Genomic DNA, 25,289 nt, shown 5'->3' with positions numbered 1-25,289 from the left:
GCCGCGAAGGTATCCTCCCCGGTCATGGCCACCTTGGCGGATGTCGCACGCCACGCGGGAGTCTCGACCGCAACCGCGTCCAGGATCATCAATGGCAGCCCGAAGCCGGTCGCCGACGCGCTGCGGGCGCGCGTGCTGGCGGCCGTGGCCGAGCTGAAGTACGTGCCGAACGCGCACGCGCAGATGCTGGCCCGGTCGCATCGCAGCGCCGTCGGGGTGATCGTGCACGACGTGTCCGACCCGTACTTCGCGGAGATCACGCGGGGGCTTCAGCGGGTCGCCGAGGCGGACGGGCGGCTGGCGATCATCTGCAACAGCTACCGGGAGCCGGATCGGGAGCTCGAGTACATCGACCTGCTGCACGCCCATCAGGTGGCGGCGATCGTGATCGCGGGCTCGGGATATCTCGACGCGCCGACCGCCGCCCGGCTCGACGATCGGCTGCGGGCCTTCGAGGCGACCGGCGGCCGGATCGCCGTCATCGGGCGCCACGAGCACACCGGCGACGCGGTGATGCCCGACAACGAGGAGGGCGGGTTCCTCGCGGCGTCGCATCTGTTCGACCTTGGACACTCCGAGATCGCGGTGATCGCCGGGCCGGCATATCTGACCACCACGGCGGACCGCTTGACGGGCGTACGCCGGGCCGTCCGGAAATATCGGCACAAGTTGCCGAAGGAGCGGATTGTCCATTCGGACTTCACCCGGGACGGCGGCGTCGCGGTCACCCAGCGGATCCTCGCGGAGTTCCCGGCGGTGACGGCCATCGCGGCGCTCAACGACTCGATGGCGGTGGGCGCGCTCGCGGCCCTGCGAGATGCCGGCCGGCGGGTCGCGGTGGTCGGCTTCGACGACATGCCGATCGCGCGGGACGTGACGCCCTCGCTGACCTCGGTGCGGCTGCCGCTGACCGAGCTCGGCGAGCGGGCGATGCGGCTGGCGCTGGGCGCGGCGGCCGACGAGCCCCGGGTCGAGCACGTGCCGGCCGAGCTGGTGCGGCGCGAGAGCACCTGGCCCCTCGAAGCCTGAGCCGCGGGTATTGACTGCCACGCATCGATGGGCCTAACTTCCGCAGGAAAGGGCTTTCCTAAGGAGGTTCCCCCGACATGCGCAGACGAAGGTTCCTCGAGCTGGCCGGCGGCGGGCTGGCCGGCACCGCTCTCACGGCGACCGTGGTGTCGCCCGCCCAGGCCGCCCCGGGCCGGGGTCGTTCCCGGGCCGCTCCCCCGTTCGCCGTCGTGGCCGCCGACGGCAGCGGCGACTTCACCACCATCCAAGCGGCCATCGACGCCGTACCGGCCGGAAACACCATCGGCGTTCGCCCCGGCACCTATCGCGGCCAGGTCATCGTCCCGTCGAGCAAGTCCCAGATCACCCTGACCGGCATGGGCGCCACCCCCGACTCCGTGGTGATCGCCGACGACCGGGCCAACGGCACGCTCAAGCCCGACGGCACGCCGTGGGGCACGACCGGCAGCGCGTCGGTCACCATCGACGGCGCCGGGTTCCGGGCACGCAACCTCACCTTCGCCAACCTCTTCGACGAGGCCGCGCACCCCGAGATCACCTCCCGGCAGGCGGTGGCGGTGCTGACCCGGGCCGACCGGGTCGAGTTCGACCGGGTGCGGTTCCTCGCCAACCAGGACACCCTCTACACCAACAGCAGCGCGGCCGGCGTGATCGCCCGGGCGTACTTCCGCGAGTGCTACGTCGAGGGCGACGTCGACTTCATCTTCGGCCGCGCGAGCGCCGTCTTCGATCGTTGCCGGATTCACTCGCTCAACCGCGATTCAAGCCCCAGCGGGTACGTGACCGCGCCGAGCACCGACATCGCCAACGCCCACGGGCTGCTCTTCCATCGCTGCATGCTCACTTCGGACGCGCCCGCGGGCAGCGTGTTCCTCGGCCGGCCGTGGCACCCGAGCAACGACCCGAACGCGATCGGCCAGACCCTCATCCGCGAGTCGTGGATCGGGGCGCACGTGGGGGCGACCGCTTGGAGCGACTTCGGGACGTGGTCGTGGCGCGAGGCAAGGCTGGCCGAGTACCACAACCGGGGGCCCGGGGCGATCCCGTCGGCCGACCGTCCGCAACTGTCCGATGCGGAGGCCGCGGAGAACACGATGGCAGCCTTCCTGCGCGGCAGCGACGGGTGGCGCCCGCAGTCCTGCAAGTAGAGCCCGCCGTCAGTGGCCGCCGCCGCGGCCCAGGCAGACTCCACCCGCCGCCACAGGCCGCCGCCGCTGCCCGGGCGGGCCTCCATCCTTCGTTGTGAATGACCGTCGCGCCGCCGAGAACCGGGCGCTCGGCCGCCGAGTTCCGCTGTTGCAAATTCCCCGGCCCGAGGGCGATTTGCGGGCAACCCGCCCGGCTTGCCGCACTGGCCGCGTTTGGCCTGGACCGCCCCCGTGCGCGCGAGATCGTCATCGATCCCGGACTGCAAATTTTCTGCGTTGTCCGAGGCATTGACTGCGGTCGACGCCGGTGGGAATGTTTGCCAGGCAAGCGCTTTCCTGCGGATGACCGACGGCCGCCACCGGCCGTTCTAGGGAGATGCCATGCCCTCCAGAGCCACCTCCGCCGCTGTCCTCGTCGCTGTCGCCGCGTTGGGGATAGCCGGCCCGCCGCTGGCCACACCGGCCGGCGCCGCTCCCCCGGCGGGCGCCCTCTCAGCGCCTGCCGGGGTGAGCGCGGAAGCAGCCACCGGGCTGACCGTGCAGGCGCCCGCCGGGCTGACAGCGCAGGCGCCCGCCGGGCTGACAGCGCAGGCGCCCGCCGGGCTGACAGCGCAGGCGCCGGCCGGGCTGACCGCGCAGGCGCCCGCCGGCGTCAGCGCGGAGGCCGCGGCCGTCGGCGCGACCACGCAGGCCGTGAAGAAGGCCGGCCTCTCCCCCGTCGCGCTCAAGCTGGGCCGCCAGACGCTGCCCGCCAACGACGGCTGGGCGTCCTCCGGCGCCGGCACCACCGGCGGCTCGGCGGCCGACGACGCGCACGTCGCGGTGGTCCGCACCCGGGCCGAGCTCATCGCCGCCCTCGGCGGCGACGCCGCCACCAACGGCCAGAACGCCACCCCGAAGATCGTCTACGTCAGCGGGAAGATCGACCTCCGGGTCGACGCGGCCAACCAGCCCGTCGGGTGCGACGCGTTCGCCGATCCCGAATACAGCCTCGACGCGTTCCTCGCCGCCTACGACCCCGCGGTCTGGGGCACGGCCGCCAAGCCCAGCGGCCCCCTCGAGGACGCCCGGGTGCGGTCGGCAAAGAAGCAGGGCGACACCATCAGGGTCAACGTCGGCAGCAACACGACGATCGTCGGGATCAACGGCGGGCGGCTGACCCACGGCAGTCTCGTCGTCACGAACGTGAGCAACGTGATCGTACGAAATCTGGAAATCACCGATGCCGCCGACTGCTTCCCGGCGTGGGACCCGACCGACGGTTCCGCCGGCAACTGGAACTCGCTTTACGACCTCGTCTCGCTCTCCGGCGCCACCAACGTGTGGATCGATCACAACACGTTCAGCGACGGCAACAACCACGACGAGGACCAGCCGATCTACTTCGGCCGGCCCTACCAGGTGCACGACGGCGCGTCCGACATCATCCGCGGCTCGGATCTGGTCACAGTCTCGTACAACGACTACTACGACCACGACAAGACGATGCTGATCGGCTCGACCGACACCCCCGGCGTGGACGTCGGCAAGCTGCGCGTCACCGTGCACCACAACCGCTTCGGAAACGTCCTGCAGCGCGCGCCGCGCGTCCGTTTCGGCCAGGTCGACGTGTACGACAACCTGTTCGTCGCCACCGACGAGCTGTACCAGTACTCGCTCGGCGTCGGGGTCGAGTCGAGCATCTACGCCGAGAACAACTACTTCAAACTCAGCGCCGACGTCCCCGCCGCCGACGTCATCCACTACTGGAAGGGCACGAAGATCACCGCGATCGGGTCGCTCGTCCAGGTCGGCAACAAGGCCAAGCCGGTCGATCTCGTGGCGGCCTACAACGCCGCGTACGACCCTGATCTGACGCCGGACGCGGGCTGGACCCCCACCCTCCGTACGCGTGTCGATCCGGCCTGGGCCGTGCCGCTGGTGGTCGCGGCGAGTGTAGGGATCCGCCACCTCGGCTGTTAGGAAATTCGCCGTTCGCCCACCCTGGGGGTGGGCGAATTGGCACGCTGGGGGCATGCACATCGGCGTCATCGGGGCAGGAAAGCTCGGCGCGACCCTCGCCGAGTGGTGCGTGGAGAGCGGGCACGACGTGGCGATCACGTCGCGGCACCCGGAGCGGCTGGGCGGCCTGGTCGATCGGATCGGCGAGCACGCGGTGGCCATGCCGGTCGCCGACGCGGCCGCCTACGCCGACGCGGTGCTGTTCGCGCCGGACTGGTCGTCGGCACACGAGGCGATCGACATGGCCGGCGGCACACTCGCCGGCAAGGTGGTCATCGACGCGACGAACCCGCCGCACGCCACGCCGGGCGGGATGAGCGGCCTCGAGACGCTGATGACCTGGGCGCCCGAGGCCCACTGGGTGAAGGCGTTCAACACGCTGCCGACGGCCGTGCTGACCCGCCGTCGTGGTCACGACCCGCTGCTGGCCGAGTTCGTCTGCACGGACCTGGTCGACGCCCGCCTGACCGCGTCGAAGCTGATCCGCGACCTGGGCTTCGCCCCGGTCTTCGCGGGCCGGGCCGACACCGCCCGCTACGTCGAGACGGGTGGCCCGCTGCAGATGCACGAGATCGACGTCCAGGACGCAACCGACGTCCTCGCCGGCGTCCTCGGCGACTACATCTGACCTACGGCTTGACCGGGCCGGTGCTCTCGCGGATCACCAGCTCGGTGGGGAGCAGGACGTGCTCGGCCGGCGCTGAGATGCCGGTCTTCGCGCGCTCGATCGCGGCGGTCAGCGTGGCCGCCGCGGCCTTGCCCTTGGCGGCGATGTCCTGCCGGACCGTGGTGAGCCTCGGCCGCACCTGCGCGGCGAGCGGGTTGTCGTCGAAGCCGACGATCGACAGCTCCCCCGGCACGTCGATGCCCAGCTCGGCCGCGACCTGCAACGCCCCATAGGCGACCGCGTCGGAGAAGCACAGCAGGCCCGTCGGCCGGTCGGGCCGATCGAGCAGCAGCCGGGCGCCCCATCTGGCCGACTCCAGGCCGGTGCCGTCCTGCCGGGCCGAGATCACTTCAGCCCCGGCCGAGTCGAGCTCGTCGAGCCAGCCGAGCACCCGCTGCCGCGAGGAGTGGCCGTCGACGACGCCCGGGTCGTCGACCAGCCCGTACGGCCCGTGCGTGCCCGAGAGCAGCAGGCCTATCCGCCGGTGGCCGAGCTCGAGCAGGTGCCGGGCTGCCGCCTGGGCGCCGCCGCGGTCGTCGACGTTGACGCTCGGGATGTCGTAGACCGGGTCCTGGTCGACGTAGACCAGCGGCAGCCGTCGCCGGTGCAGGAACTCCACCGCGTGTGACGTCCAGTCGCACGAGTAGACCAGCGCCCCGTCCATCGGCACGTCCCGCGCGGGCACGATGTCGCCCTCGTCGGCCGAGGTCAGCAGGGTGAGCGAGAGCCCGGTCGGCGCCAGCTCCTCGGCGATCGCGCCGAGGAAGCCGGTCGCCACCAGATCGGTGAAGGCGTAGCGCAGCGAATGCGTGAACACCACCCCGACCGCGCCCGTGGTGCCCTTGGCCAGCGCCCGGGCCGCCGGGTCGGGCCCGACGTAGCCGAGCTCCTGGGCGGCGGCGAGAATGCGCTCGCGCAAGGTGGCGGAGAGCTGATCGGGCTTGGAGAACGCGTTGGAGACGGTCATCCGGCTCACGCCCACCCGGTCGGCGATCGTCTGCAGTGTCACGCGTGCCACCGCGTCACCATAGCTCCGCCCCAGCAGATCGGCCCTCAACGGCAGGCCGGCTCCGGCGGGGCGACCACCCCCGCCATCCGGATCAGCCCGCGCGCGAGCGCGGCGCGTGTCTGGCGGGCCGCGGGCGCGCGGGGGACCAAGGGGACGGCGGGCGCGTCGGGCGCGCACTCTTCGAACTGACGGCGAACCTGGTTGACGGCGACGATCATCAGCAGTGGAAGCTCCATGATGTACTCCTCTCTATACCGGTACAGTAGGCCTGCCCTTCTGTACCGGTCAAGAGAGAAGCGGGTCACACGTTCACGCTGACGAACTGCTTGCCGGCGGTGTTCACCACCCGCACCGCGGCCACCTCGGACGGCTCGATCAGCGCGCTCCCGTTCAGCGGCGTCCCGTTGGCCTCGCCCGCCGGCGACACCAGCCACGAACCCGCCAGGATGGCCGACCCGTCCTTGCCGACGACCTCGAGCCGGCACTTCTCCCCCGCCGGGATGCCTGCGACGGTCGCGCTCAACCGCACCCAGCCCATCGCCGGCGTGATAGTCGCGTTGATCCGTGCGCCCGTGCCGGGATCCTCCGCCGACACGAATTGCGTGCCCGGCACCACCGCCGAGGCCGACGTCGAACCCTGCGCCTGCGGCGTCGAGCCACTGGGCGCCGTACCCCGGCCGAGAATGACGCCGCCGCCCACCGCGACCACGATGATCGCCGCCGCGGCCGTCGTCAGGACGGCGAGGCGACGCGTGCGGCCGCCGCCGGCCTCCTGGCGCACCTGGCGCAACGCCCGCTGCAGGACCAGGTCGGCGTCCTCGGGCGGGCCGTCCATCAGCATCTCGTCGGGGATCTCACGCAGCGCCGACGACCACTCCTGCAGGGACTCGATCTCCTCGCGGCAGGCGGCACAGCCCGCGAGATGCTCGTCGGCCGCCTGCTTTTCCTCGGGCGTGAGCATCTCCATCAGGTAACCGGCCATGTCGACGTGGTCGTTGGTCGGGTTCGTGCTCTCCGGCGTACTCATGATGCCAACCGTTCCGTGTTGCCGGCCTCGCGTAGGGCCCGCAACGCATAGTAGGACCGGGACTTCACGGTTCCCGGCGGAATGCCCAGGGCCTCGGCCGCCTCGGTGACCGTGTTGCCCTTCAAGTAGACCTGTTCGAGCACGGCCCGGTGCTCGGCGGAGAGACGACTGAGCGCGTCGACCACGATCATCGAGTTGACCACCCGCTCGGCGTGGTCGCCCTCGACCGCGGCGTCCGGCGGGCTCTCCCTGACCTCGGGGGGCCTGCGGTTACGCGCGCGGATCTGGTCGAGCACGATGTTGCGGACGACCGTGAGCAGCCACCCGCGCACCGAGCCCTTCCCGCTGTCCAGGCTGTCCGGGTGCCGCCAGGCGCGCACCAGCGCCTCCTGGACGACGTCCTCGGCGGCCTGCCGGTCCCTGGTCAGCTGCGTGGCATACGCGAGCATGGCCCGGCCGTGTTCGTTGAACAGCGATCTGACCAGTGCTTCATCGGCCACCTCCCGGCGGGGTCTGGTCCTCGGTGACGGCATTGCGTCTCTTTCTCCCGCGGCACCGAATCGGTGCCATTTTCGGTACGGGCCCGCCTTTGATCATGGTGTTGCGGACTCGCCGAAGGCGACATCGATGAACGTACTGTGCCGCGGCTACTTGAGATACGACGAGGTCGCTCAACCGGATCAAAGATCTTGGGAGTTTGGCACACCCGGGTGAACCGTCCTGGAGAACGCGTCGTGTGGATGGCAGGCCCGGATCCAGCCGGGCGGGAGCGAGGGAGCAAAGCCATGATGACGCGGACACGCACAACGATCATCGTGGCCACGCTGGCCGGCCTGACCGGTCTGGCGGGCTGCGGCATCCGGCAGACGCCATCGACCGACGCGATCCCCCTTCCGGTCGCGCTGACGAGGTCGGCCGAAGCCCCTCCGCCTTCCGATGGGCCCGGCGACCTGACCGGCGCGGACGCGGCAACTCCGTCCCCCAGCGCGTCCGCGACCGGTCAGGATTCCGGCGGCGCCGGCGGCGCCCAGAAATCGAAGGTGAAGCCGCCGACCGTCGCGAAGACCCAGAAATGGGTGAAAATCTTCAGCGGCCCGTCCGACAAGGACATCAAGCCCAACGCCGACAAGACCAAGGGCAGCCACACCGTCGAGCTCAATGTGGTCGCCAACGACCAGATCGGCGATTTCGTCACCGACGGCGCCGGCCGCACCCTTTACCGTTTCGACAACGACACGCAGAAGCCGCCGAAGTCGAACTGCAACGGCGAATGCGCCAAGGCCTGGCCGCCGCTGCTCATCAAATCCCCCGGCAAAATCTTCCCCGACGGCATCGACCCCAAGCTGATCGGTTACGTCGAGCGCGCCGACCACACCTGCCAGGTGACCATCAACGGCTGGCCGGTCTACTACTTCATCGCCGACGCGAAACCGGGTGACCTCAACGGCCAGGGCGTGAACGGCAAATGGTTCGCGATCTCCCCGAACGGCGGCAAGACGAAGGCCATTCCCGGTTTCCCGCTCAAGAGCGCCAACTGACCAACGGAAAAACATCGGGGGTCCGCCGGCAGCGTCTTTCGCTGCCGGCGGGTCATTTTTATATCGTACGGGTAGAGAAGAGTCCCCTTTTTCAGCGGCCACTCTCGCTGCACCAAGAGGCCGCACCCGGCCGCCGGCCCATCCGGGCGGCACAGGCTCCGCCCGCGCCGCCCGCGTCACTCACCCGCCGCCCCAGCGGCCGCCACCTTGGCACATGCTGTTATCGACACGCCGCCAACAAAGGCACGCGCGCTCATCAACGCCAGTTTATGATCCCTGCCCAGCGGTAAGGATCTACCTGGTTGTGTCCTGCGAGCGGCCTACGGGGTGGAGAGCCATGACCGAGCGGATCGTGCCGCGGCCACGACTGTTCGCACTGCTGGACGACGGCGCGCGCCGGGCCGTCACACTTGTGCGCGGCGGGCCGGGGTGGGGCAAGACCACGCTGGTGCGGTCCTGGCTGGACAATCAGGCCCGCCCGCACGCCTGGCTGACGCTGCGGGCCGAGCACCGGGACGGCAGCGCGCTGACCGCCGCCGTGGGCCGGGAGCTCGCAGCCGCCGGCGTGGTGACTGTGGACGGTTGCGCCGAGCACTCCGATCGCATCGTCACGCTGGTGCTCGACGACCTCCAGGCGCTCGACGGCGCGCCGGCCATCGGTGACCTGGCCGCGTTCATCGAGCGGCGGCATCCGTGGCTGCGGTTCGTGCTGATCGCCCGCGGCGAGCCGGGCCTGCCGCTGCACCGGCTGCGCGCGGCCGGCGACCTGGCCGAGATCGGCCCGGCGGAGCTGGCCTTCACCGCCGCGGAGAGCGGCGGCGGCGAGGGCGACACCGAGGGCTGGCCGCTCGGCCTCCGCCTGCGGGAGGAGGCCCGCGATCCGGCGGCGGCAACCCGCGACTATCTCTTGCGCGAGGTGGTGGAGACGCAGCCGCCGACCGTACGCCGTTTCCTGCTGCGCACCTGCTTTCCCGACCGGATCTGCGCCGACCTGGCCGCGGCGCTGACCGGCGAGACGCACGGCCGGCAGATTCTCGAGCATCTCGAGCGCGCCACCGGCTTCGTGACCCGGGTCGCCGGCGACCAGCGCTGGTTCCGCTACCACCGCCAGCTGCGCGACGCGCTTGTCCATCAGGTCGAGCTGGAGGAGCCGGACGCGACGCTCGCCCTGCACGGCCTGATCGCCCGCTGGTACGCCCGGGAGCAGGCGGTGCCCGAGGCGCTACGGCACGCCCTGGCCGCCGGAGACTGGACGTACCTGGGCCGGCTGGTCGCCGAGCGCGGGATCGTCATGATGCTCTCGGAGCGCCGGCGGGACCTGGTCGAGACGATCCGCCGGATCCCGCCCGAGCTGCTGCCGACCACGGCCGAGCTCAGCCTGTGCGCGGCGGTGCTGATGTTCGCCAACGGCAACCAGCCCGCGCTGCGCGACCGGATCGCCCGCGCCCGCCGCCGGCTGGCCGGCCGCACCCCGGAGGACCGCCTCGCCATCGACGTGGCGCTCGACGCCTTCGAGGCGGCCGCGGTCATCCGGGTCAGCGGCGACATGCCCGGCCTGCTGAGAGCGACCACGCACGTCATCGAGATGCTGCGCCCGGCCCGGCTCGACCAGGTGCCCGCGCTGCTCCCGATCCGCGCGTTCGCGCTGAGCAACAAGGGCGTCGGGCTGCTCTGGACGGGCACGCTCGACCAGGCCGACGAGTATCTCTGGGCCGGCATGTCGGCGGGCCGGACCGCCGGGGTCCCGCTCGTGGAGATCAACGCCTTGGGCTACCTGGGCCTGCTCGCCTACCTGCAGGGCTCGCTGCGCGAGGCGGAGGAGCACGCGTCGGCCGCCGAGGCGCTGGCCGAGCGGCTGGGCATGGCGGCAACGCCGCAGGCCGCGATGTCGCACCTGGTGATCGCGCTCGTCGAGGTCGAGCGGGGCCGCTTCGCCGAGGCGCAGTCCGCGCTGCGCCGGGCCCTGCACTCCGAGATGAGCCCGCCGGAGGCGGTGGCCGCGACGCTCGCCGCGCTGGTGCGCGTCCAGCTGCTGCTCGCCGCCGGCGACCCGGGGTCGGCCCGCGCGCTGCTGACCACCACTCTCGACGAGGCGCCCCCGGCCATGCGGGCGCCGCGTCTCGACCGGTGGCTGCGGCTCACCGCGGCCGACGTGGCGCTGGCCCTGCACGAGCCGGACCAGGTGGTGGCGCTCTACCTGCCGGCCGAGCCGTCGCTGCGCCCCGCCGAGCAGGTGTGCCTGGGCCGGGCGTACGCGGCGCTCGGCGACCACGCCGCGGCCGAGGTGCTGCTCACCCGGGCCGGCAACAGCCCCGACATGGTGGCCGCGGTGACCGCGTGGATCGCCCTCGCCCTGCTGGCCGAGGCGCAGGGCCACGTGAGCCGCTCGGTCGACGCGATGTCGCGGGCGGCCACGCTCGCCCGCCGCAACGGGATCCGCCAGCCGTTCCGCCGTTTCGACCCGGCCCGGATCGAGCAGCTGACCGGCCGGCAGCGGTGGCTGGAGGAGGAAGATGTCTTCCCCGAGCCGGAGCCGCCGGTGATGCCGGACACCGGAGCCGAGCCGCTGAGCGAGCGGGAGCGCGACGTGCTGCGCTTCCTGCCGACGGTGCTGACCGCCGCCGAGATCGCCGACAGCCTCGGCATCTCGGTCAACACCGTGAAGGCCCACATGCGCGCCATCTACCGCAAGCTCGGCGCTCCCCGCCGCCGCGAGGCGGTCGTGCGGGCCCGCCGGCAGGGCCTGTTGTAACCGCGTGCAAGTGGCGAGCAAGTGGGCTGCGCCAGAATCCCGGGCGTCCTGATCCCGCCGCCAAGGGAGCCTTCGCCGTGTCTCCGACGACCACGCCCTACACCCACGAGATGGTGATCATCCACCGGGTGTTCCGCCGCGAGGCGGCCCTGCTGCCCCGGCTTGCCGACGAGGTGCGCGCGGGCGACCGCGACCGCTGCGCGCGGGTCGCCGCCGCCGTCCGCGAGTACGCCGGCGCGCTGCACCACCATCACCACCTCGAGGACGAGCTGATCTGGCCCAAGCTCTACCAGCGGGCCCGCCTCTACGACGAGCTGGTCGCCCGGATGGAGGACCAGCATGAGCGGCTCGGCAAGACGCTGATCGCGGTCGACGAGGCGCTGCCGTGGTGGGAGAAGGAAGCCGGGGCCGAGCCGCGCGCCGCGCTCGTCGAGCGGCTGCACGACCATCGCGCCGCGCTGCTCGAGCACCTCTGCGACGAGGAGACGCAGGTGCTGCCGCTGGTCGCCGACCACCTGACCGTCGAGGAGTGGGACGAGGTCGGCCGCCGCGGCCTGGAGACGATCCCGCGCGGCAAGGCGATGCTCGCGCTCGGGGCGATCCTGGAGGAGGCCACGCCCGAGGAGCAGCAGTACTTCCTCGGCAAGGTCCCGGTGCCCGGCCGCGTGCTGTGGCGGCTGGTGGGCCGCCGGCAGTACCGCCGGCACGTGGCTGGGCTGCGCGGCGCGAGCTGAGCGCCGCCTCTCGAGACCGCCGGCGTCGTCGCCTGCCCCCGTGCGCGGCGGCGCCGGTGCTGGGCTAGGTGCTCATCGGCTCCGGGCAGTGGCGGGCTGCGGGCTGACCTCCGTCGTCCGGGCGCGGAGGCTCCGCGCCAGAGCCGGGATCATCACCGCCGCCGCAATGAGGTGCAGCCCGATGAGGGCCGTGACAGTCGCGGCGTCCGCCCCCGAGAGCAAGGGCGCGACCAGCGAGATAGCGGTCAGCGTCACCGCCGTCCCCACGAATCGCTGGGCGGGGCGAGCGCTCCATCGCAGCAGAGCGAGCGCGATGACGACGCCCACGACCGAGAAGAACCCGGTCATCGTGGCGAACCCCGGCAACGGGATCGACTCGCCCCCGTCGGGAAGCTCGAAGTCGACGCCGACGGCCGTGGCCAGCGCCGCGCCGAGGGTGGTGACCACCATCGCCCCGAGCGTGGCGATCAGGCCGATGCCGGCGAGCCCGCGGAATCGGTGCTTGTTCATCTCCGCCCCCCTCACTCGCCGGCCGGCAGGCTCGCCGGCAGCCCGAGCCGAGCGAACCGGTCGGCGTGGAACGTGACGATCTCACTGATCGCCCCGCCGGTGATCCGCAAGACGTCGAGCGTCAGCGGCAGGTACGCGCCCTCCCGTTCCCGCCAGTGGTAGAAGGCGATCGCGGGCTGCCGGTTCACGGCGGCCGGGAGTGCCCGCAGCCCTTCCATCTGCTCGAAGCCGTTCTCGACCCAGTCGCTCACCACCGCGTCGCGCCCGACGAACAGCCCCGGCGTGGGCGGCATCGAGCAGCGGACATCGTCCCGCAGCAGCGCCGCGATCCGGCCGACGTCCGTCGCCACGCTGGCCTCGGTGAAGCGGCGCACCAGCTCGCGCGTCTCCGCGTCCTCCTCGCCCCCGGTCCAGTCCTGCCGCTCGGCCGGCAGATGCTCCCGCATGCCGGCGCGGGCCCGCTGCAGCGCGCTGTTGACCGAGTTCACGGAGTCCCCCAGCAACTCCGCCACGTCCTTGGCCGGCCAGCCCAGCACGTCCCGCAGAATCAGCACGGCCCGCGGCCGCGGCGCGAGATGCTGCACCGCCACCAGGTACGCCAGCTCGATCGTCTCCCGCGCGACCGCCACGGTCTCCGGCTCGTCCGCGTCACCCGCCGGCAGCTCGTCCAGCAGCCGATCCGGGTAGGGCTGCAGCCACAGCACCTCGCCCCCCGTCGCCGGCTCCGGCCGGACCTTGGCGAGCAGATCCAGGCAGGCGTTCGTCGCGATCCGGTACAGCCAGGCCCGGAACGTGGACCGCCCCTCGAAGGTCTCCCGCCGCCGCCAGGCCCGCAGAAACGTCTCCTGCACCGTGTCCTCGGCGTCCTCGAACGACCCGAGCATCCGATAGCAGTGCACATGCAGCTCTCGCCGATGCCGCTCCGCCATCCCCGAGAACGCCGGCTCGTCAACCTCCCCCAGCCCGCTCAAGCCCATCTCCTCCAGCCGCGTGTCCGCACTCATGAGTCATCCTTCCGCCCTGTCGTGTCCAGTCGTAGGTATGACGGCCGCGACCGCGAGAACTCATCACCGGCGCCGAGAGCTTCCGTGGGGACGGCCGGCACATTACTCCGCGTAATCGCCTCCTGCCGCCATGATCAAGAGACGAAAACCGGGCGGCGCAAGAACGGACTGTCGGCTATCCGGCTGCCACAACGGGCCGGTGACGTGACTGAACCGTTTAAGATCGGGCGACTACCGACCCGATCCAGTGTGGTGTTTCCGTTCATGATCGAGGTGTGTGTTCTCGGGCCGCTCGCGGTGCGGGGCGAGCAGCCCGTTACTCTCGGTGGCTATCAACAGCAGGCCGTGCTGGCCATGCTGGTGGCGGCGCGCGGCCATGTGGTGCCCGCCGACCGGATAGTCGACCGGGTGTGGGGCGGCGAACCGCCCGCGAGCGCGACCGCCACGCTCCAGGCGTACGTGTCAAGACTGCGACGCCTGCTGGAACCGGACCGCCCGCCTCGCGCCGCACCCAGCATCCTGGTCTCGGAGGCCGCGGGCTACGCGCTGCGGCTGCCCACCGCCGCCGTGGACGCCTGGCGGTTCGAACGCGACCTCGCCCGCACCGGCGACCTCCCACCGCGGCAAGCGCTCGGCCTGCTCCGCGAGGCCCTCGACCGGTGGCGGGGCATCCCCTACGAGCAGTTCGCCGACGAGGAATGGGCGCGGGCCGAGATCGCGCGGCTCACCGAGCTGCGCCGGGCCGCCCAGGAACGCAGCATCGCCGCCATGCTGCGAATCGGGCGCATCGGCGACGCGGTGCCGGCGGCCCAAGCGCTGGCGGACGCCGAACCATTGCGCGGCGAGGCGTGGCGGCTGCTCGCGCTCGGGTTGTGGGCGGCGCACCGATCGGCGGACGCGCTCGACGCGCTCCGGCGACACCGGCAGCACCTCGCCGAGGAGGTCGGCCTCGATCCCGAGCATGCGCTGTCCACGCTGGAGCAGGCGATCCTGAAGCAGCGCACCGAAATGCTCGACGCCGAGGTGGGCAGCGGCGGCCTGGTGGTTCCGCCCGCGCAGCTGCCGCGAGCGGTGCCCGGGTTCACGGCGCGCGCGGCGGAGCTGGACGAGCTGACCCGGCTCGGGACCGGTCTCGCGGTGATCAGCGGGGCCGGCGGGGTCGGCAAGACGACGCTCGCCGTGCGGTGGGCGCACGCCGTCGCCGGCCGCTATCCGGACGGGCAGCTCTACGCCGACCTGCGCGGGTTCGGGCCCGACGAGGCGCCGGCCGATCCCGCCGACGTGCTGTTCGGCTTCCTCACCGCGCTCGGCCTGCCCGACCACCGGATCCCGCCCAGCCTCGACGAGCGGGTCGCGCTGTTCCGCAGCGTGCTGGCCGGCCGGCGGATGCTCCTGCTGCTCGACAACGCCGCCGGCGACGACCAGGTGCGGCCGCTGCTGCCCGGCGCGCACGGCTGCGCGGTTGTGGTGACCAGCCGCAGCCAGCTCGGCGGGCTGGTCGTCGCCGAGGGCGCGCACACGCTGCGGCTCGACGCGTTCGACGACGAGGAGGCCCGCGACTATTTGCGGCGGCGGCTCGGCGGGGAGCGCACCGACGTCGATCCGGCGGCCCGCGACGAGATCGTGGCCCGGTGCGGCGGGCTTCCGCTCGCGCTGGCCGTCGTGTGCGCCCGGGCGGTGACCGGGGGAACGCTCGAGTCGATCGCCGAGGAATTGCGCGACATCGGGCTCGACGCTTTCACCGTGGGCGGGCTCAAACACGATGTGCGGGCGGTTTTCTCCTGGTCGTACCGGCAATTGCCGCCGGCGGCCGCGGGCCTTTTCCGCCGCCTCGCGCTGCACCCCGGGCCCGACATCACCCGCGCCGCCGCGATCAGCGTCGCCGGCGACGACGCCCGCGCTTTGCTGCGGCTGCTCTGCGACACCCATCTGCTCGACGAGCGCAGCCCCGGCCGGTTCGCCTACCACGATCTCGTGCGCAGCTACGCCGTCGAGCTCGCGCAGCGCTACGACGACCCCACCCAGCACGCCGACGTCCTCGGCCGGCTGGTCGACCATTACCTGCATTCCGCGGGGAACGCCGCCGAGCTCTGCTTCCCGTTCCGGCCGTCCCGCCGCCCGCCCTGTCCGCCGGACATTCAGCCGGAGCAATTCGACAACCCCCAGGACGCGTACGCCTGGCAGGACGCCGAATACGAGAATCTGATGGCCGTCACGGAGATCTGCAATGACGCGTACCTCGGCGCATTTGTCTGGGTCCTCTGCCCCTATCAGCAGGACGTGCGCTTCCATGTGCGCGACTCGATAGCGCTGGCCCGGCGCGCGCTGGCGGTCGCGGAACGCTCCCGCGAGCAGTGGTGGGTGGGCTTTCTCCAGTACGTGCTCGGGCGCGGGCATCTGCGCCTGAACGAGATCGAGCTCTCGCGTCCGCCGTTGGAGGCGGCGATCGCGGTGGGGCGCGCGACGAACGATCCGACCCGGCTCGCGCACGGCCTGCTGAGCGTGGCGACCGGCATCGTCGGGGTGCATCGGGTGCCGACCCGGGAGCAGACGATGACGGCTTACCCGTACGCGATAGAGGCTCTGGCGGCCTATCGCCGCCTCGGTGATGACGCCGGTCGCGTGGAGGAGGCGAACGCGTTGCACCCGATCGCCTGGTACCACTTCTACCGGCCCGGCGGGCGGGCCAAGGCGCAGGCGCTGCTGCAGGAGAGCATCGACATCAACATGCGCTGCGGAAATCCGCACGGCGCGGCGGGCGGCTGGATGCACATGGCGCGCTTCCGCGCGCAGACGGGTGACGCTCCGGGGGCGGCGTCGGCTTTCGAGCAGGCATTGACCCTGTACGGCGACATGCAGGACCTCCGGATCGAGCCGCTGATCGGGCTGTACACGACCCATCGGGCGGCCGGCGACGAGGACGCGGCCGAGCGGGCCCGGGCCGAGGCGCTCTCGCTGCTCGACACGGCCCGCTACCCGGACATCGACCGGTTGCGCGCGATTCTCGGCTGACTTTTGCCGCTCGCGGCGCGAGGATGGCGGTATGTGGACCAGTGGCCGGGGCGGATCGGATTGGCACCGCCGGATGTCGCCGCCGGAGAACGAGTTCCCGGCCGGGGTCGGGTTCACCGCCCTGCTCGGCCGGACCGATGACGTGGCGGTCGGCATCACCCAGGTCGAGGCCTTCTCCACGGGCTTCCGCTTCACGATGTCCGTCCGGGTGCGGCAGTCCCGCCCCGACGTCGCCGGCGGCCGGCTGCACATGATGGTCAGCGGGCGGGGCCACCCCGCGATCGAGGTCCCGCTGGAGGACCGCCTGCTGCTCGGCCTCCAGTACGCGAACGGCGAGCGGACGTCGACCCTGGAGCGCGATCCCACGTCGCTTCTGCTCATGCCGCACGGCGGAGGCGGCAGCGACCGCAGCCACGACCAGACGTACTGGGTGTCGCCGCTTCCGCCCGACGGGCCGGTGACGTTCGTGGTGTCCTGGCCGTCGTTCGGCATCCCCGAGTCCCGGGCCGAGGCGGACGGCGCAGCCATCCGCGCGGCCGGGGCACGCAGCCAGTGGCTGTGGGAGTGGGAGCCCGAGGCGGAGACGGAGCCGCCGCCACCGCCGCGCCGGCCGGATGCGGGCTGGTTCGCCGAGCCGAACCCCTCGTAGGGCACTGGTGGTGAGTGGTCCGGATCACTAACCTGAGCTGAATTCACCTTTGGCTGGAGGCTGGTGTGGGGTCGCTTCAAGGGTTTCCCGGCGGGTTTCTGGTGGGGGTCTCGACCGCCGGCTATCAGATCGAAGGCGCCGTCGCCGAGGGCGGCCGCGGCCCCTCCATCTGGGACACGTTCTCGCATACGCCGGGGCGGACGCTGAACGGCGACACCGGGGACGTGGCCTGCGATCACTACCACCGGTGGGAGGAAGACCTCGACCTGATGGCGGAGCTGGGCGTCGGGGCGTACCGATTCTCGGTCGCCTGGCCCCGCATCCAGCCGGACGGGACCGGCGCGCCCAACCCGGACGGCCTCGATTTCTACGACCGGCTGGTCGACGGGCTCGCGGCGCGCGGGATCACGGCGGTGCCGACGCTGTTCCACTGGGATCTGCCGCAAGCGCTGGAGGACCGGGACGGGTGGCTGAGCCGGGAGACGGCGTTGCGGTTCGCCGAGTACGCGGGGCACGTGGCGGATCGGCTGGGTGACCGGGTCACGCGGTGGATCACGCTGAACGAGCCGGTCGTGCACATGGCCCAGGGGTACGCGTGGGGGACGCACGCGCCGGGACGCACGCTCAACCTCGAGGCCCTGCCGGTGGCGCACCACCAGCTGCTCGGGCACGGGCTGGCGGCGCGGCAGCTGCGGGAGCGCGGCGCGACCGAGGTGATGATCACCAACAACTGCACGCCGGTGTCGCCCGCCAGTGACAGCGAGGTGGATCAGGTCGCGGCGATGCTCTACGACGGCTTCCACAACCGGCTCTTCAACGATCCGGTACTTACAGGGAAATATCCGGAATTTCTGGAAGAGGGGCTCGCGCCGGTCATCCAGGACGGTGACCTGGAGATCATCGCAACCCCGCTGGATGCGCTAGGGATCAACTACTACAACCCGACACTCGTCGGAGCACCCACCAGCGAGGGCGAAATGTTTGATTTGCGCCCGATCGAAGGAGTGCCGACTACCGCCTTCGGCTGGCCGGTCGTGCCGGAAGGCCTCCACGAGCTGCTGACGGGCCTCAAGAACACCTACGAAAACCTTCCGCCGGTCTACATCACCGAGAACGGCTGCTCCACCGACGACGTGCTCGACGACCAGTTCCGGATCGACTATCTCGACGGGCACCTCGGCGCGGTCAAGCGCGCCATCCAGGACGGCGTCGACGTGCGCGGCTACTTCGTCTGGTCGCTCCTGGACAACTTCGAGTGGGCCGAGGGATACAGCCAGCGCTTCGGGCTGGTCCGGGTGGATTTCAAGACATTGACGCGTACGCCGAGAGCGTCGTTCCGCTGGCTGCGGGACGCGTTGAGGTGACCGACGTCCGGCAGGCAAAAGTCGGCGGCCGCTGGATCGCCCTGCTCTCGCTGGCCAACCTCGGCCTCTGGATGGGCTACTTCGGCCCCCTGCAGGTGCTGCTGCCCAACCAGATCGAGGACATCAGCCCGCAGCACAAGGAAACCGCCCTCGGCGTCATCACCGCGATCGGCGCCCTCATCGCGGTGGTCGCCGGCCCCCTCGCCGGCGCGCTGTCCGACGTCACCACGGCCCGTACCGGACGCCGCCACACCTGGATCGTCGCCGGCGCCCTGTTCGGCGGCGCCGCCCTGGTCTTTCTCGGCGGGCAGCACACGCTGCTGTGGGTCGGCATCGGCTGGTGCCTGGCCCAGGCCGGCCTCAACACGATGCAGGCGGGCCTCACCGCGGTCGTCCCCGACCAGACCCCGGTCAGCCAGCGCGGCCTGGTCTCCGGCTGGGTCGGGCTCACCCAGTCGGTCGGCGTGGTCGCCGGCGTCCTGGCCGTCACCGCGATCGGCGGCGGCTACGCCCTGATCGCCGCCGTGGTGGTCCTGACCGTGCTTCCCTTCGTGCTCGCCACCCGCGACCCGGCCATCTCCGACCCGCCGCGCTTCAACGCGTGGAGGTTCGAAGCCTTCCGCGACCGCGACTTCTCCTGGGCGTTCGGCACCCGCTTCCTGGTGCAGCTCGGCAACGCGATGGCCACCCTCTACCTGCTGTACTTCCTGCGCGACAAGGTCCGCTACGACAACGCCGAGGACGGCCTGGCGATCCTGATCGTGGTCTACACGATCGCGACCGTGCTGACCGTCGTGGTGGGCGGCGTGATCTCCGACCGCACCGGCCGCCGCAAGCCGTCGGTGATCGTCTCCGGCTACGTGATGGCCGCGGCCACGCTGCTGCTCGCGTTCTGGCCGACCTGGACCGGCGCCCTGATCGCCGCCGTCATCCTGGGCCTGGGCTTCGGCGTCTACCTCTCGGTCGACCAGGCGCTGATCACCCAGGTCCTCCCGGCGGCCGAGGACCGCGCCCGCGACCTCGGCGTCATCAACATCGCCAACTCGGCGCCGCAGGTCCTCGGCCCGGCGCTGGCCTTCCCGCTTGTGTCCTACCTGGGCGGTTATCCGGTGCTGTTCCTGGCCGCCGGCGCGGTCACCGTGCTCGGCTCGGTCCTGGTGACCCGCATCCGCGGCGTAGCGTAGATTCCCCCGCCATGTGGATCGAGGAGACCGTGCTGGTCGAGGAAATCGTGGCCGGGCGACCGGCGTGGCGGCACACCGAGTCGGGCGTCGTCTTCCGCGAGGTTCCGGGCGGCACCTTCCGGATGGGACTGTCCGACGACGAGCTGGAGGCGGTGCGCGCCATCGACCGCGGCGGCGAGGTCGAGGACACGATCGAGCCGTTCCTGGAGGGCGCCGGGGACGCCCAGCCGGTGCGCGAGGTCCGCGTCGAGCCGTTCCTGATCGCCCGGCACCCGCTGACGGTCGCCCAGGTCCGGCACTGGCTGCCCGACTACGAGGACGACTACGCCGACGGTGACACCAGCGCCGCCCGCCTCGAGGACGACCTGGAGGAGCTGCTCGAGGCGCTGCCGTTCCGGCTGCCCAGCGAGGCCGAGTGGGAGTACGCGGCCCGCGCCGGCACCACGACGCTGACCTTCCGCGGCGACGGCAAGCCGGGCGAGGAGCTGGTGCTCGACGACTTCGGCGACGAGGAAGCGACGGCCGCCGCGGAGAACGCTTTCGGTTTGGCGGCCATGGGCTCGGCCACCGAGATCTGCGCCGACGTGTGGATCCCCGGCTTCGCGGAGGCGCCGGCCGACGCGAGCCCTCGCAAGGGCGACGGCCCTCGCGCGGTCCGCGGCGGCGCGGCCGACCTCTACCCGTGGCAGGGCTGCGACGAGTGGCTGCTCCTGCTGGCCGCCACCCGCTACGAGCAGACCGAGTTCTCCGCGATCCGCCCGGTGGCGCCGATCCCGACTCGCTGACGGGCCGGCTCGCTGAAGGGGCCGGCTCGCTGAAGGGGCCGGCTCGCTGAAGGGGCCGGCTCGCTGAAGGGGCCGGCTCGCTGAAGGGGCCGGCTCGCTGAAGGGGCCGGCTCGCTGAAGGGGCCGGCTCGCTGAAGGGGCCGGCTCGCTGAGAGTCAGGTTCGGCGGAGGCGGCGGGCCGCGGCGGCCGTGATGGTGGTGGCGAAGACCAGGCCGGCCAGGATGAGGAGGTATGCCACCCAGACTGTCCAGCCCCGGGGCACGTACTGGGACTGCTGCCCCAGGTCGATGACCGGCAGGATCAGGTCCGCCGCGTAGGCGACCGCCGTGAACGCGGGCGCCTTGGCCGGCTCGGCCGCGCGCGGCGGGTCGGCCTGGAACACGACGGCGCCCACCAGCAGCAGCGCGAGCAGCCAGGCGACCGCGCGGCCGGGGCGGTATCCGTAGCCGACGGTGGCGTCCTGCAGATGTCCCCAGAGCCGGCCGAGGCGGGTCAGTGTCTCGCGGCGGTGCCGCTCCCCGGCGAGCAGCACCTCCCGGGCGTCGTCGTCCCGGCCGGCCGCGCGGAAGAAGGCGGCGAGCTGCCCGTACGTCTGCGGCCGGTAACCGCGGTCGTCCCGGCGTAGCCATGCCAGCCGCCGCTCGTGGTCGTCCGCGTCGGTGAGGGCCTCGTAGCGCAGCCCGTCGAGCCGGAGCTCGGCCGGCCACGTGTCCGGGTCGTCGCGGAGCACGCCGGCCCGCATGTGGCTCAGGTCGACCAGTCCCGCCGGCGCGGCGGTGGGCTGCAGAAGGAGGTAGCGGGTGTGGGCGTACCGAAGGTCCAGCGGCCCGCGGATGGTGGCTCGCTCGAAGCACAGATGGCTGGTGACCTGGGCGTAGCTCAACGTCAGCGCACCGTCGGCCGAGAACCCGGTGCAGAAGTTCGCGATCGCGCCGACCCGCAGGTCCTGGGCGCGCAGGGCGGTCCCGCCGGGGTTCTCCAGCGTGGCGCCCTCCCAGCGCAGCGAACCGCCGACCTCGGCGTTGGTCAGCCGCACCTCGCCGCGGCAGCGGAATCCGTTCTGGGCCACGACATCGCCGCCGACGTTCAGGCGCATGCCGTCGAGCGCCATCACCGGGTCGCTCAGCCGCGTGCCGTCCAGCAGCAGCGCGTTGGCGATGTGCGCGCCGGCCAGTTGCAGCGTGCCCTCGCTGCGGCAGTCGAGCAGGCGCAGGCCGGCGACGAAGACGGCGTCCGAGGCGTCGATCCCGTGCAGCCCGCAGCGCCGGAAGCTGACCTGCCGCAGCGTCGCCTCGTAGATTTCGATCTTCTCGTCGAAGTCGCAGGCGTGCAGGCTGATCGGGGCGGTGACGTCGGCGCACGCGAGCTCCAGGCGGCCGGTGACCCGCGCGCCGGTCAGGCGCAGGGCCGGCAGGTCGCCGCGCTCGGGCGGCGGCCCGCCGCCCAGCAGCAGGAAGCGCAGCACGGATGCCCGCACGATCGGGTCGTCCGCCTGGGACAGGTCCGCCATCTCGCCGACGCGGAAGGCGTCGACGACCGCCTGTTCGGAATCGCTGAGCCGATCGAGGGGCATGCATTGATTGTCGGGGGCCCCGGCCGGATGGCCGGGGCCCGTTCGGTCAGTGCGAGTAGATCTCCAGCTCGTAGATGGAGAATCCGTAGGAGGTCGCCCGCGTCTGGCCGGTCAGGCGCAGGTAACGGGCGTTCACGGCCGGGAAGGTCACGGTGTCGAGGCCACCGTTCCCTCCGGTCACGGTGGCGGCTTGGGCCCAGGTGGCGCCGTCGGTCGAGGTTTCTATCCTGTACGCGGTGGCGTAGGCGGCCTCCCACCGCACGACGGCCCGGGACACGGGTTTGGCGGCGCCCAGGTCGGCCTGGATCCACTGGTTGTCGGCCCATGAGCTGGCCCAGCGGGAGGATAAGTTGCCGTCCACCGCGTTCGAGGCGGGGTTGCCGCTCTGCGTGCTGGACGCGGTGACCGTCTTCGCCGCGGCCAGGTTGGAGATGTCGTCGCCGCGCTTGGCGGGGAACGAGATGACCTGCTGGTAGGTGGGACGGTTCTGCCAGGCGATCAGGCCGTGCTTCACGCCGCCGAGCGGGGACTGCAGGATCGCGTCGGCGCACCACTGGTCGCCGGCCGCGCAGTTGGCGTCGGCGGGGTACGTGGTGGCGGCGGGCTCGGCCAGGGCGGCCGTGAGGCTGGTCAGCAGGGCGCCGCGGCAGGTGCTGACCGCACCGCCGCCGCAGTACTTGGTGGACCAGCCGGGGACGCTGTCGCCGAGGACCGCGCGCAGGTCCTTGTCGACGTAGCCCCACCAGCCGTACTGGAAGCTCGAGCCCTTGTGGGCCTGGGATTCGTTGGCGCTGGCCGGCAGCGAGGAAACCGGGCCGGTCTGCCCGCCGGACGGGGACTCGTTGATCTGCAGGGTGTTGACCAGGGCCTGGAACAGGTCGGGGCCGAGGCCGGACTGGAACGCCGCCTGCACGAGCTTCGGCCACCAGGCGTCGAAGATCCGGATGGCGTCGGCGTTCGCGTACGCCTTGCTGCCGGCCGACGTCTCCTGGCGGTGCGCCCCGGCGGCGAGCCACGTGCGCAGCTTGGTGAGCGCCGCGGCCTGCGCTGTGTCGGTCACCGTGGCGGTGTCGATGACCCGCAGCAGCACCGGCAGCACGTCGGTGCCGCGCAGGTCGGTGGTGGCCGCCGACTCGACGACCTTCAGCAGCGAGGCGCGGTCGTACTTGGCGCCGGCCGCGATCCCGGCCTTGAGCGGCTTGTCGAGCAGGTCGCCGCGGTGGACCGAGCCGAAGCTGAAGTTGCCGTCGGCGGCGCCGTAGTCCTTGGCCTGCTTGTTGTTCCAGCTGACGAAGTAGTCCTGGTTCACCGCTTGCGGATGCGCGGACGCGGGGACGTACGAGGCCACGTTGGTCGCCGGGTTCCAGTTCTGCCACTCGTACGTCTGCTCGGCCTTGGTCGGCAAATTGGGGTCGACGCCCGGCGCGCGGATCGGCTGGGCGCCCGAGGTGAACATCGCGGAGTCGGTCGAGTTCACGTAGAACCAGTTGAAGGCGAACGAGATGTTCGAGGCCGAGTTCATGAACGCGGCCGGCGTGCCCATCTGGTCGGGCTCGTTGAACATCTGGAAGCCGACCGCCGAGTCCGCCTCGTGCCGGTAGGTCGAGCGCAGGCTGGTGAACGCGGTCGGCACGCCGCCGACCAGGCCACGCCAGCTGACCAGGCCGTACTTGGTGCGCTGGACGGTGAGGCGGTAGGAGCCGGCGGCGGTGGAGTCGGCGGTGGTCGGCTTCCACGAGTTGGTCTGGGTCAGCGCCTCCATCGGCGTGCAGGTGCCGTGGTAGAGGTAGCTCGTGGACGCCAAAGTGGCCGCGCTGCCGTCGGCGTTGCACAGCTTCGCCGCGTACGTGTCGGTGATGTCCTGGATCGACGAGGTGGCGCTCCACGCGTAGTCGGGACCGCGGCCGATCAGGGTGTAGAGGTTGAGGCCGCTGAACGCGATGCCTCGGCTGCTGATCCCGGGACCCTGCAGCTCCTGCGCCATGAGCAGTTGTGGAGCGAAGTAGCCGGTCTGCGGGCCGAAGACGGCGACCGGGTGGCCGGTGGCCGAGTTGGCGGCGTTCACGATTGCCGCATTCGACATCCCGCGGTGGGCGGAGTCGATCGTCAGGTTGCCGAGAGAGTCGGCCAGGGCGCTCGATCCCCCGCTGGTGCCGGCCGAGCCTGTTTTGTCGAACACGATCGGCTCAGGGGCGGCGGAACCAGCGTCGGGCATGGCGACACCCGCGGCGTTGGGGTCCCCCGACCCGTACGGGAAAGACTGTCCGTTGTGCAGTGTCAGGACCGCCTCGGGGTCGTTCTGCTCGCGGAACTGCTGCCAGACGGCGTCCCCGGCGGTGGTGCCGTATCTCGCGCGGGCCGCGATGCGCACGAGCGCGGACTGCATCTCGGTGCCGCCGCCCCCGCCGAACAGGCCGCCGATGACGCCGCCGATCGCGATCAGGTCGGTCATCGTGAAATTGACCGGCCCGCCCGCGTTGGTGATGGCGTCGAGGTGGCCGGTGAGCACGTATTCGCCCGGACAGTCGCGGGCGGACATGCAGTCGGCGATGTACTTGTTGATGCCGGCGATGTAGTTCTGCACGTCGGTGTAGAGCTGGGCGCCCCGCGTGCCGCTCGCCTGCAGCGCGTTGATCTGCGCCTGGAGATCCGCCTCGGTGTACGGCGAGTTGTGCCAGACGCTCTGCTCCAGCTCACGGTTGCCCTCGGCGCCGCCGGCGAAGCTGGTCAGATTGCCCCGGGCCACATGCCGCATCAGGTCCATCAGGAACAGACGGTCCTGAGCGCCGGCGTATCCCGCGCCGTACATGAGGCCGGCCCGGGTGGTGCCGGTGATGTGCGGAATGCCGAGCTGCTTGTCCCGCACGATGGTGACGTCGCTGCGGGGGGATTTGGTGCTCTCGACGTCGCCGGCGGCCACGCCGTAGGAGCTGTCGTTGAAGAACGTGTTGATCTGCTCGGGAGTCAGACCGGTGTAGTTGTAGGCCAGGTTGCCGTACTTGGCGAGCTGGTCGTCGGAGTGCGGCGGCATCGTGCCGAACGCTTGGTTGGCCAGGATCTGCACCAGATCGGCGTCGCCGTTCTGGCCGGGCGGCAGGACGTCGGAGCATTGCCCGAGGCAGTAGTCGTTGGCGGCGTAGGCGGCTTGGGCCGGCGAGGCCGCGATCGGGGTGAGGGTGGCGGCGGTGACGAGGACCGTGGCCGCCAGGACGTGGAGAGGACGGAACCGGCGCATCTGACGCATCCCTTCGGGAACACGCGAACGCGAAACAATTTCATAGATGTTAAGACGTCGATGCCTC

General features: G+C 71.6%; 20 protein-coding genes. 12 read left to right on the top strand and 8 right to left on the bottom strand.

Annotated elements, in window-relative coordinates:
- Positions 1–24 precede the first annotated feature (24 nt).
- The 4 genes from ACQPZX_RS19850 (at position 25) to ACQPZX_RS19835 (ending at position 4,806) form a co-directional block, all read left to right on the top strand.
- Positions 25–1,029, top strand: coding sequence for a LacI family DNA-binding transcriptional regulator (locus ACQPZX_RS19850; RefSeq protein WP_433382893.1), 1,005 nt, complete (start codon positions 25–27; stop codon positions 1,027–1,029).
- 77 nt (positions 1,030–1,106) lie between these two features.
- Positions 1,107–2,177, top strand: coding sequence for a pectinesterase family protein (locus tag ACQPZX_RS19845; RefSeq protein WP_433382891.1), 1,071 nt, complete (start codon positions 1,107–1,109; stop codon positions 2,175–2,177).
- Between the two features lie 381 nt (positions 2,178–2,558).
- On the top strand, positions 2,559–4,139 hold the full coding sequence (locus tag ACQPZX_RS19840) for a pectate lyase (RefSeq protein WP_433382889.1): 1,581 nt from the start codon (positions 2,559–2,561) through the stop codon (positions 4,137–4,139).
- Between the two features lie 52 nt (positions 4,140–4,191).
- Positions 4,192–4,806, top strand: coding sequence for an NADPH-dependent F420 reductase (locus tag ACQPZX_RS19835; RefSeq protein WP_433382887.1), 615 nt, complete (start codon positions 4,192–4,194; stop codon positions 4,804–4,806).
- Position 4,807: 1 nt separating this feature from the next.
- On the opposite strand, the gene ACQPZX_RS19830 is transcribed toward ACQPZX_RS19835, so the two are convergent.
- The 4 genes from ACQPZX_RS19830 to ACQPZX_RS19815 all read right to left on the bottom strand — a co-directional run bounded on the left by ACQPZX_RS19830 (position 4,808) and on the right by ACQPZX_RS19815 (position 7,366).
- Positions 4,808–5,863 carry a LacI family DNA-binding transcriptional regulator gene (locus ACQPZX_RS19830; RefSeq protein WP_433382885.1) on the bottom strand — a complete coding sequence of 352 codons (1,056 nt, stop codon included), beginning with the start codon at positions 5,861–5,863 and terminating at the stop codon, positions 4,808–4,810.
- A 35-nt stretch (positions 5,864–5,898) separates the two neighbouring features.
- Positions 5,899–6,090, bottom strand: a complete 192-nt coding sequence (locus ACQPZX_RS19825; protein WP_433382883.1) for a hypothetical protein — start codon at positions 6,088–6,090, stop codon at positions 5,899–5,901.
- A 65-nt stretch (positions 6,091–6,155) separates the two neighbouring features.
- The gene (locus tag ACQPZX_RS19820) at positions 6,156–6,881 is read right to left on the bottom strand and encodes an anti-sigma factor family protein (protein WP_433382881.1); all 726 of its coding nucleotides are present in this window, start codon (positions 6,879–6,881) and stop codon (positions 6,156–6,158) included.
- Positions 6,878–7,366, bottom strand: coding sequence for a sigma-70 family RNA polymerase sigma factor (locus tag ACQPZX_RS19815; protein WP_433385332.1), 489 nt, complete (start codon positions 7,364–7,366; stop codon positions 6,878–6,880). The genes ACQPZX_RS19820 and ACQPZX_RS19815 overlap by 4 nt, the downstream gene beginning before the upstream one ends.
- Before the next feature lie 300 nt (positions 7,367–7,666).
- Here ACQPZX_RS19815 and ACQPZX_RS19810 point away from each other — a divergent pair, with 300 nt between their 5' ends.
- The 3 genes from ACQPZX_RS19810 (at position 7,667) to ACQPZX_RS19800 (ending at position 11,905) form a co-directional block, all read left to right on the top strand.
- A complete protein-coding gene (locus ACQPZX_RS19810; protein ID WP_433382879.1) occupies positions 7,667–8,419 on the top strand; it encodes a hypothetical protein in 753 nt (250 codons plus the stop codon).
- 337 nt (positions 8,420–8,756) lie between these two features.
- On the top strand, positions 8,757–11,171 hold the full coding sequence (locus tag ACQPZX_RS19805) for a LuxR C-terminal-related transcriptional regulator (protein ID WP_433382877.1): 2,415 nt from the start codon (positions 8,757–8,759) through the stop codon (positions 11,169–11,171).
- A 77-nt stretch (positions 11,172–11,248) separates the two neighbouring features.
- A complete protein-coding gene (locus ACQPZX_RS19800; protein ID WP_433382875.1) occupies positions 11,249–11,905 on the top strand; it encodes a hemerythrin domain-containing protein in 657 nt (218 codons plus the stop codon).
- 72 nt (positions 11,906–11,977) lie between these two features.
- On the opposite strand, the gene ACQPZX_RS19795 is transcribed toward ACQPZX_RS19800, so the two are convergent.
- Together ACQPZX_RS19795 and ACQPZX_RS19790 are read right to left on the bottom strand one after the other, a co-directional pair.
- Positions 11,978–12,415: a DUF6069 family protein gene (locus tag ACQPZX_RS19795; RefSeq protein WP_433382872.1), complete on the bottom strand. Its 438-nt coding sequence runs from the start codon at positions 12,413–12,415 to the stop codon at positions 11,978–11,980.
- Positions 12,416–12,426: 11 nt separating this feature from the next.
- Positions 12,427–13,419, bottom strand: a complete 993-nt coding sequence (locus tag ACQPZX_RS19790) for an RNA polymerase subunit sigma-70 (protein WP_433382870.1) — start codon at positions 13,417–13,419, stop codon at positions 12,427–12,429.
- A 264-nt stretch (positions 13,420–13,683) separates the two neighbouring features.
- Between ACQPZX_RS19790 and ACQPZX_RS19785 the strand changes: the two genes are divergently transcribed.
- From ACQPZX_RS19785 to ACQPZX_RS19765, 5 genes are all read left to right on the top strand, one after another.
- Positions 13,684–16,431, top strand: a complete 2,748-nt coding sequence (locus ACQPZX_RS19785; RefSeq protein ID WP_433382867.1) for a BTAD domain-containing putative transcriptional regulator — start codon at positions 13,684–13,686, stop codon at positions 16,429–16,431.
- 31 nt (positions 16,432–16,462) lie between these two features.
- Positions 16,463–17,080, top strand: coding sequence for a hypothetical protein (locus ACQPZX_RS19780; protein ID WP_433382864.1), 618 nt, complete (start codon positions 16,463–16,465; stop codon positions 17,078–17,080).
- Between the two features lie 101 nt (positions 17,081–17,181).
- On the top strand, positions 17,182–18,444 hold the full coding sequence (locus ACQPZX_RS19775; RefSeq protein WP_433382861.1) for a GH1 family beta-glucosidase: 1,263 nt from the start codon (positions 17,182–17,184) through the stop codon (positions 18,442–18,444).
- Positions 18,441–19,628, top strand: a complete 1,188-nt coding sequence (locus tag ACQPZX_RS19770; RefSeq protein ID WP_433382858.1) for an MFS transporter — start codon at positions 18,441–18,443, stop codon at positions 19,626–19,628. The genes ACQPZX_RS19775 and ACQPZX_RS19770 overlap by 4 nt, the downstream gene beginning before the upstream one ends.
- Positions 19,629–19,657: 29 nt before the next feature.
- On the top strand, positions 19,658–20,413 hold the full coding sequence (locus ACQPZX_RS19765; protein ID WP_433385329.1) for a formylglycine-generating enzyme family protein: 756 nt from the start codon (positions 19,658–19,660) through the stop codon (positions 20,411–20,413).
- Positions 20,414–20,568: 155 nt separating this feature from the next.
- Here ACQPZX_RS19765 and ACQPZX_RS19760 read toward each other — a convergent pair whose 3' ends face one another.
- Both ACQPZX_RS19760 and ACQPZX_RS19755 read right to left on the bottom strand, forming a co-directional pair.
- Positions 20,569–21,987 (bottom strand): hypothetical protein, encoded by a 1,419-nt coding sequence (locus tag ACQPZX_RS19760; protein WP_433382855.1) that lies wholly within the window; start codon positions 21,985–21,987, stop codon positions 20,569–20,571.
- 46 nt (positions 21,988–22,033) lie between these two features.
- Complete coding sequence (locus ACQPZX_RS19755) at positions 22,034–25,222, bottom strand: penicillin acylase family protein (protein ID WP_433382852.1); 3,189 nt, start codon at positions 25,220–25,222, stop codon at positions 22,034–22,036.
- Positions 25,223–25,289: the final 67 nt, after the last annotated feature.

This window comes from Actinoplanes sp. CA-142083 (genome assembly GCF_050942195.1).
Lineage (GTDB): Bacteria > Actinomycetota > Actinomycetes > Mycobacteriales > Micromonosporaceae > Actinoplanes.
This window is presented reverse-complemented; position numbering and strand designations above follow the sequence as displayed.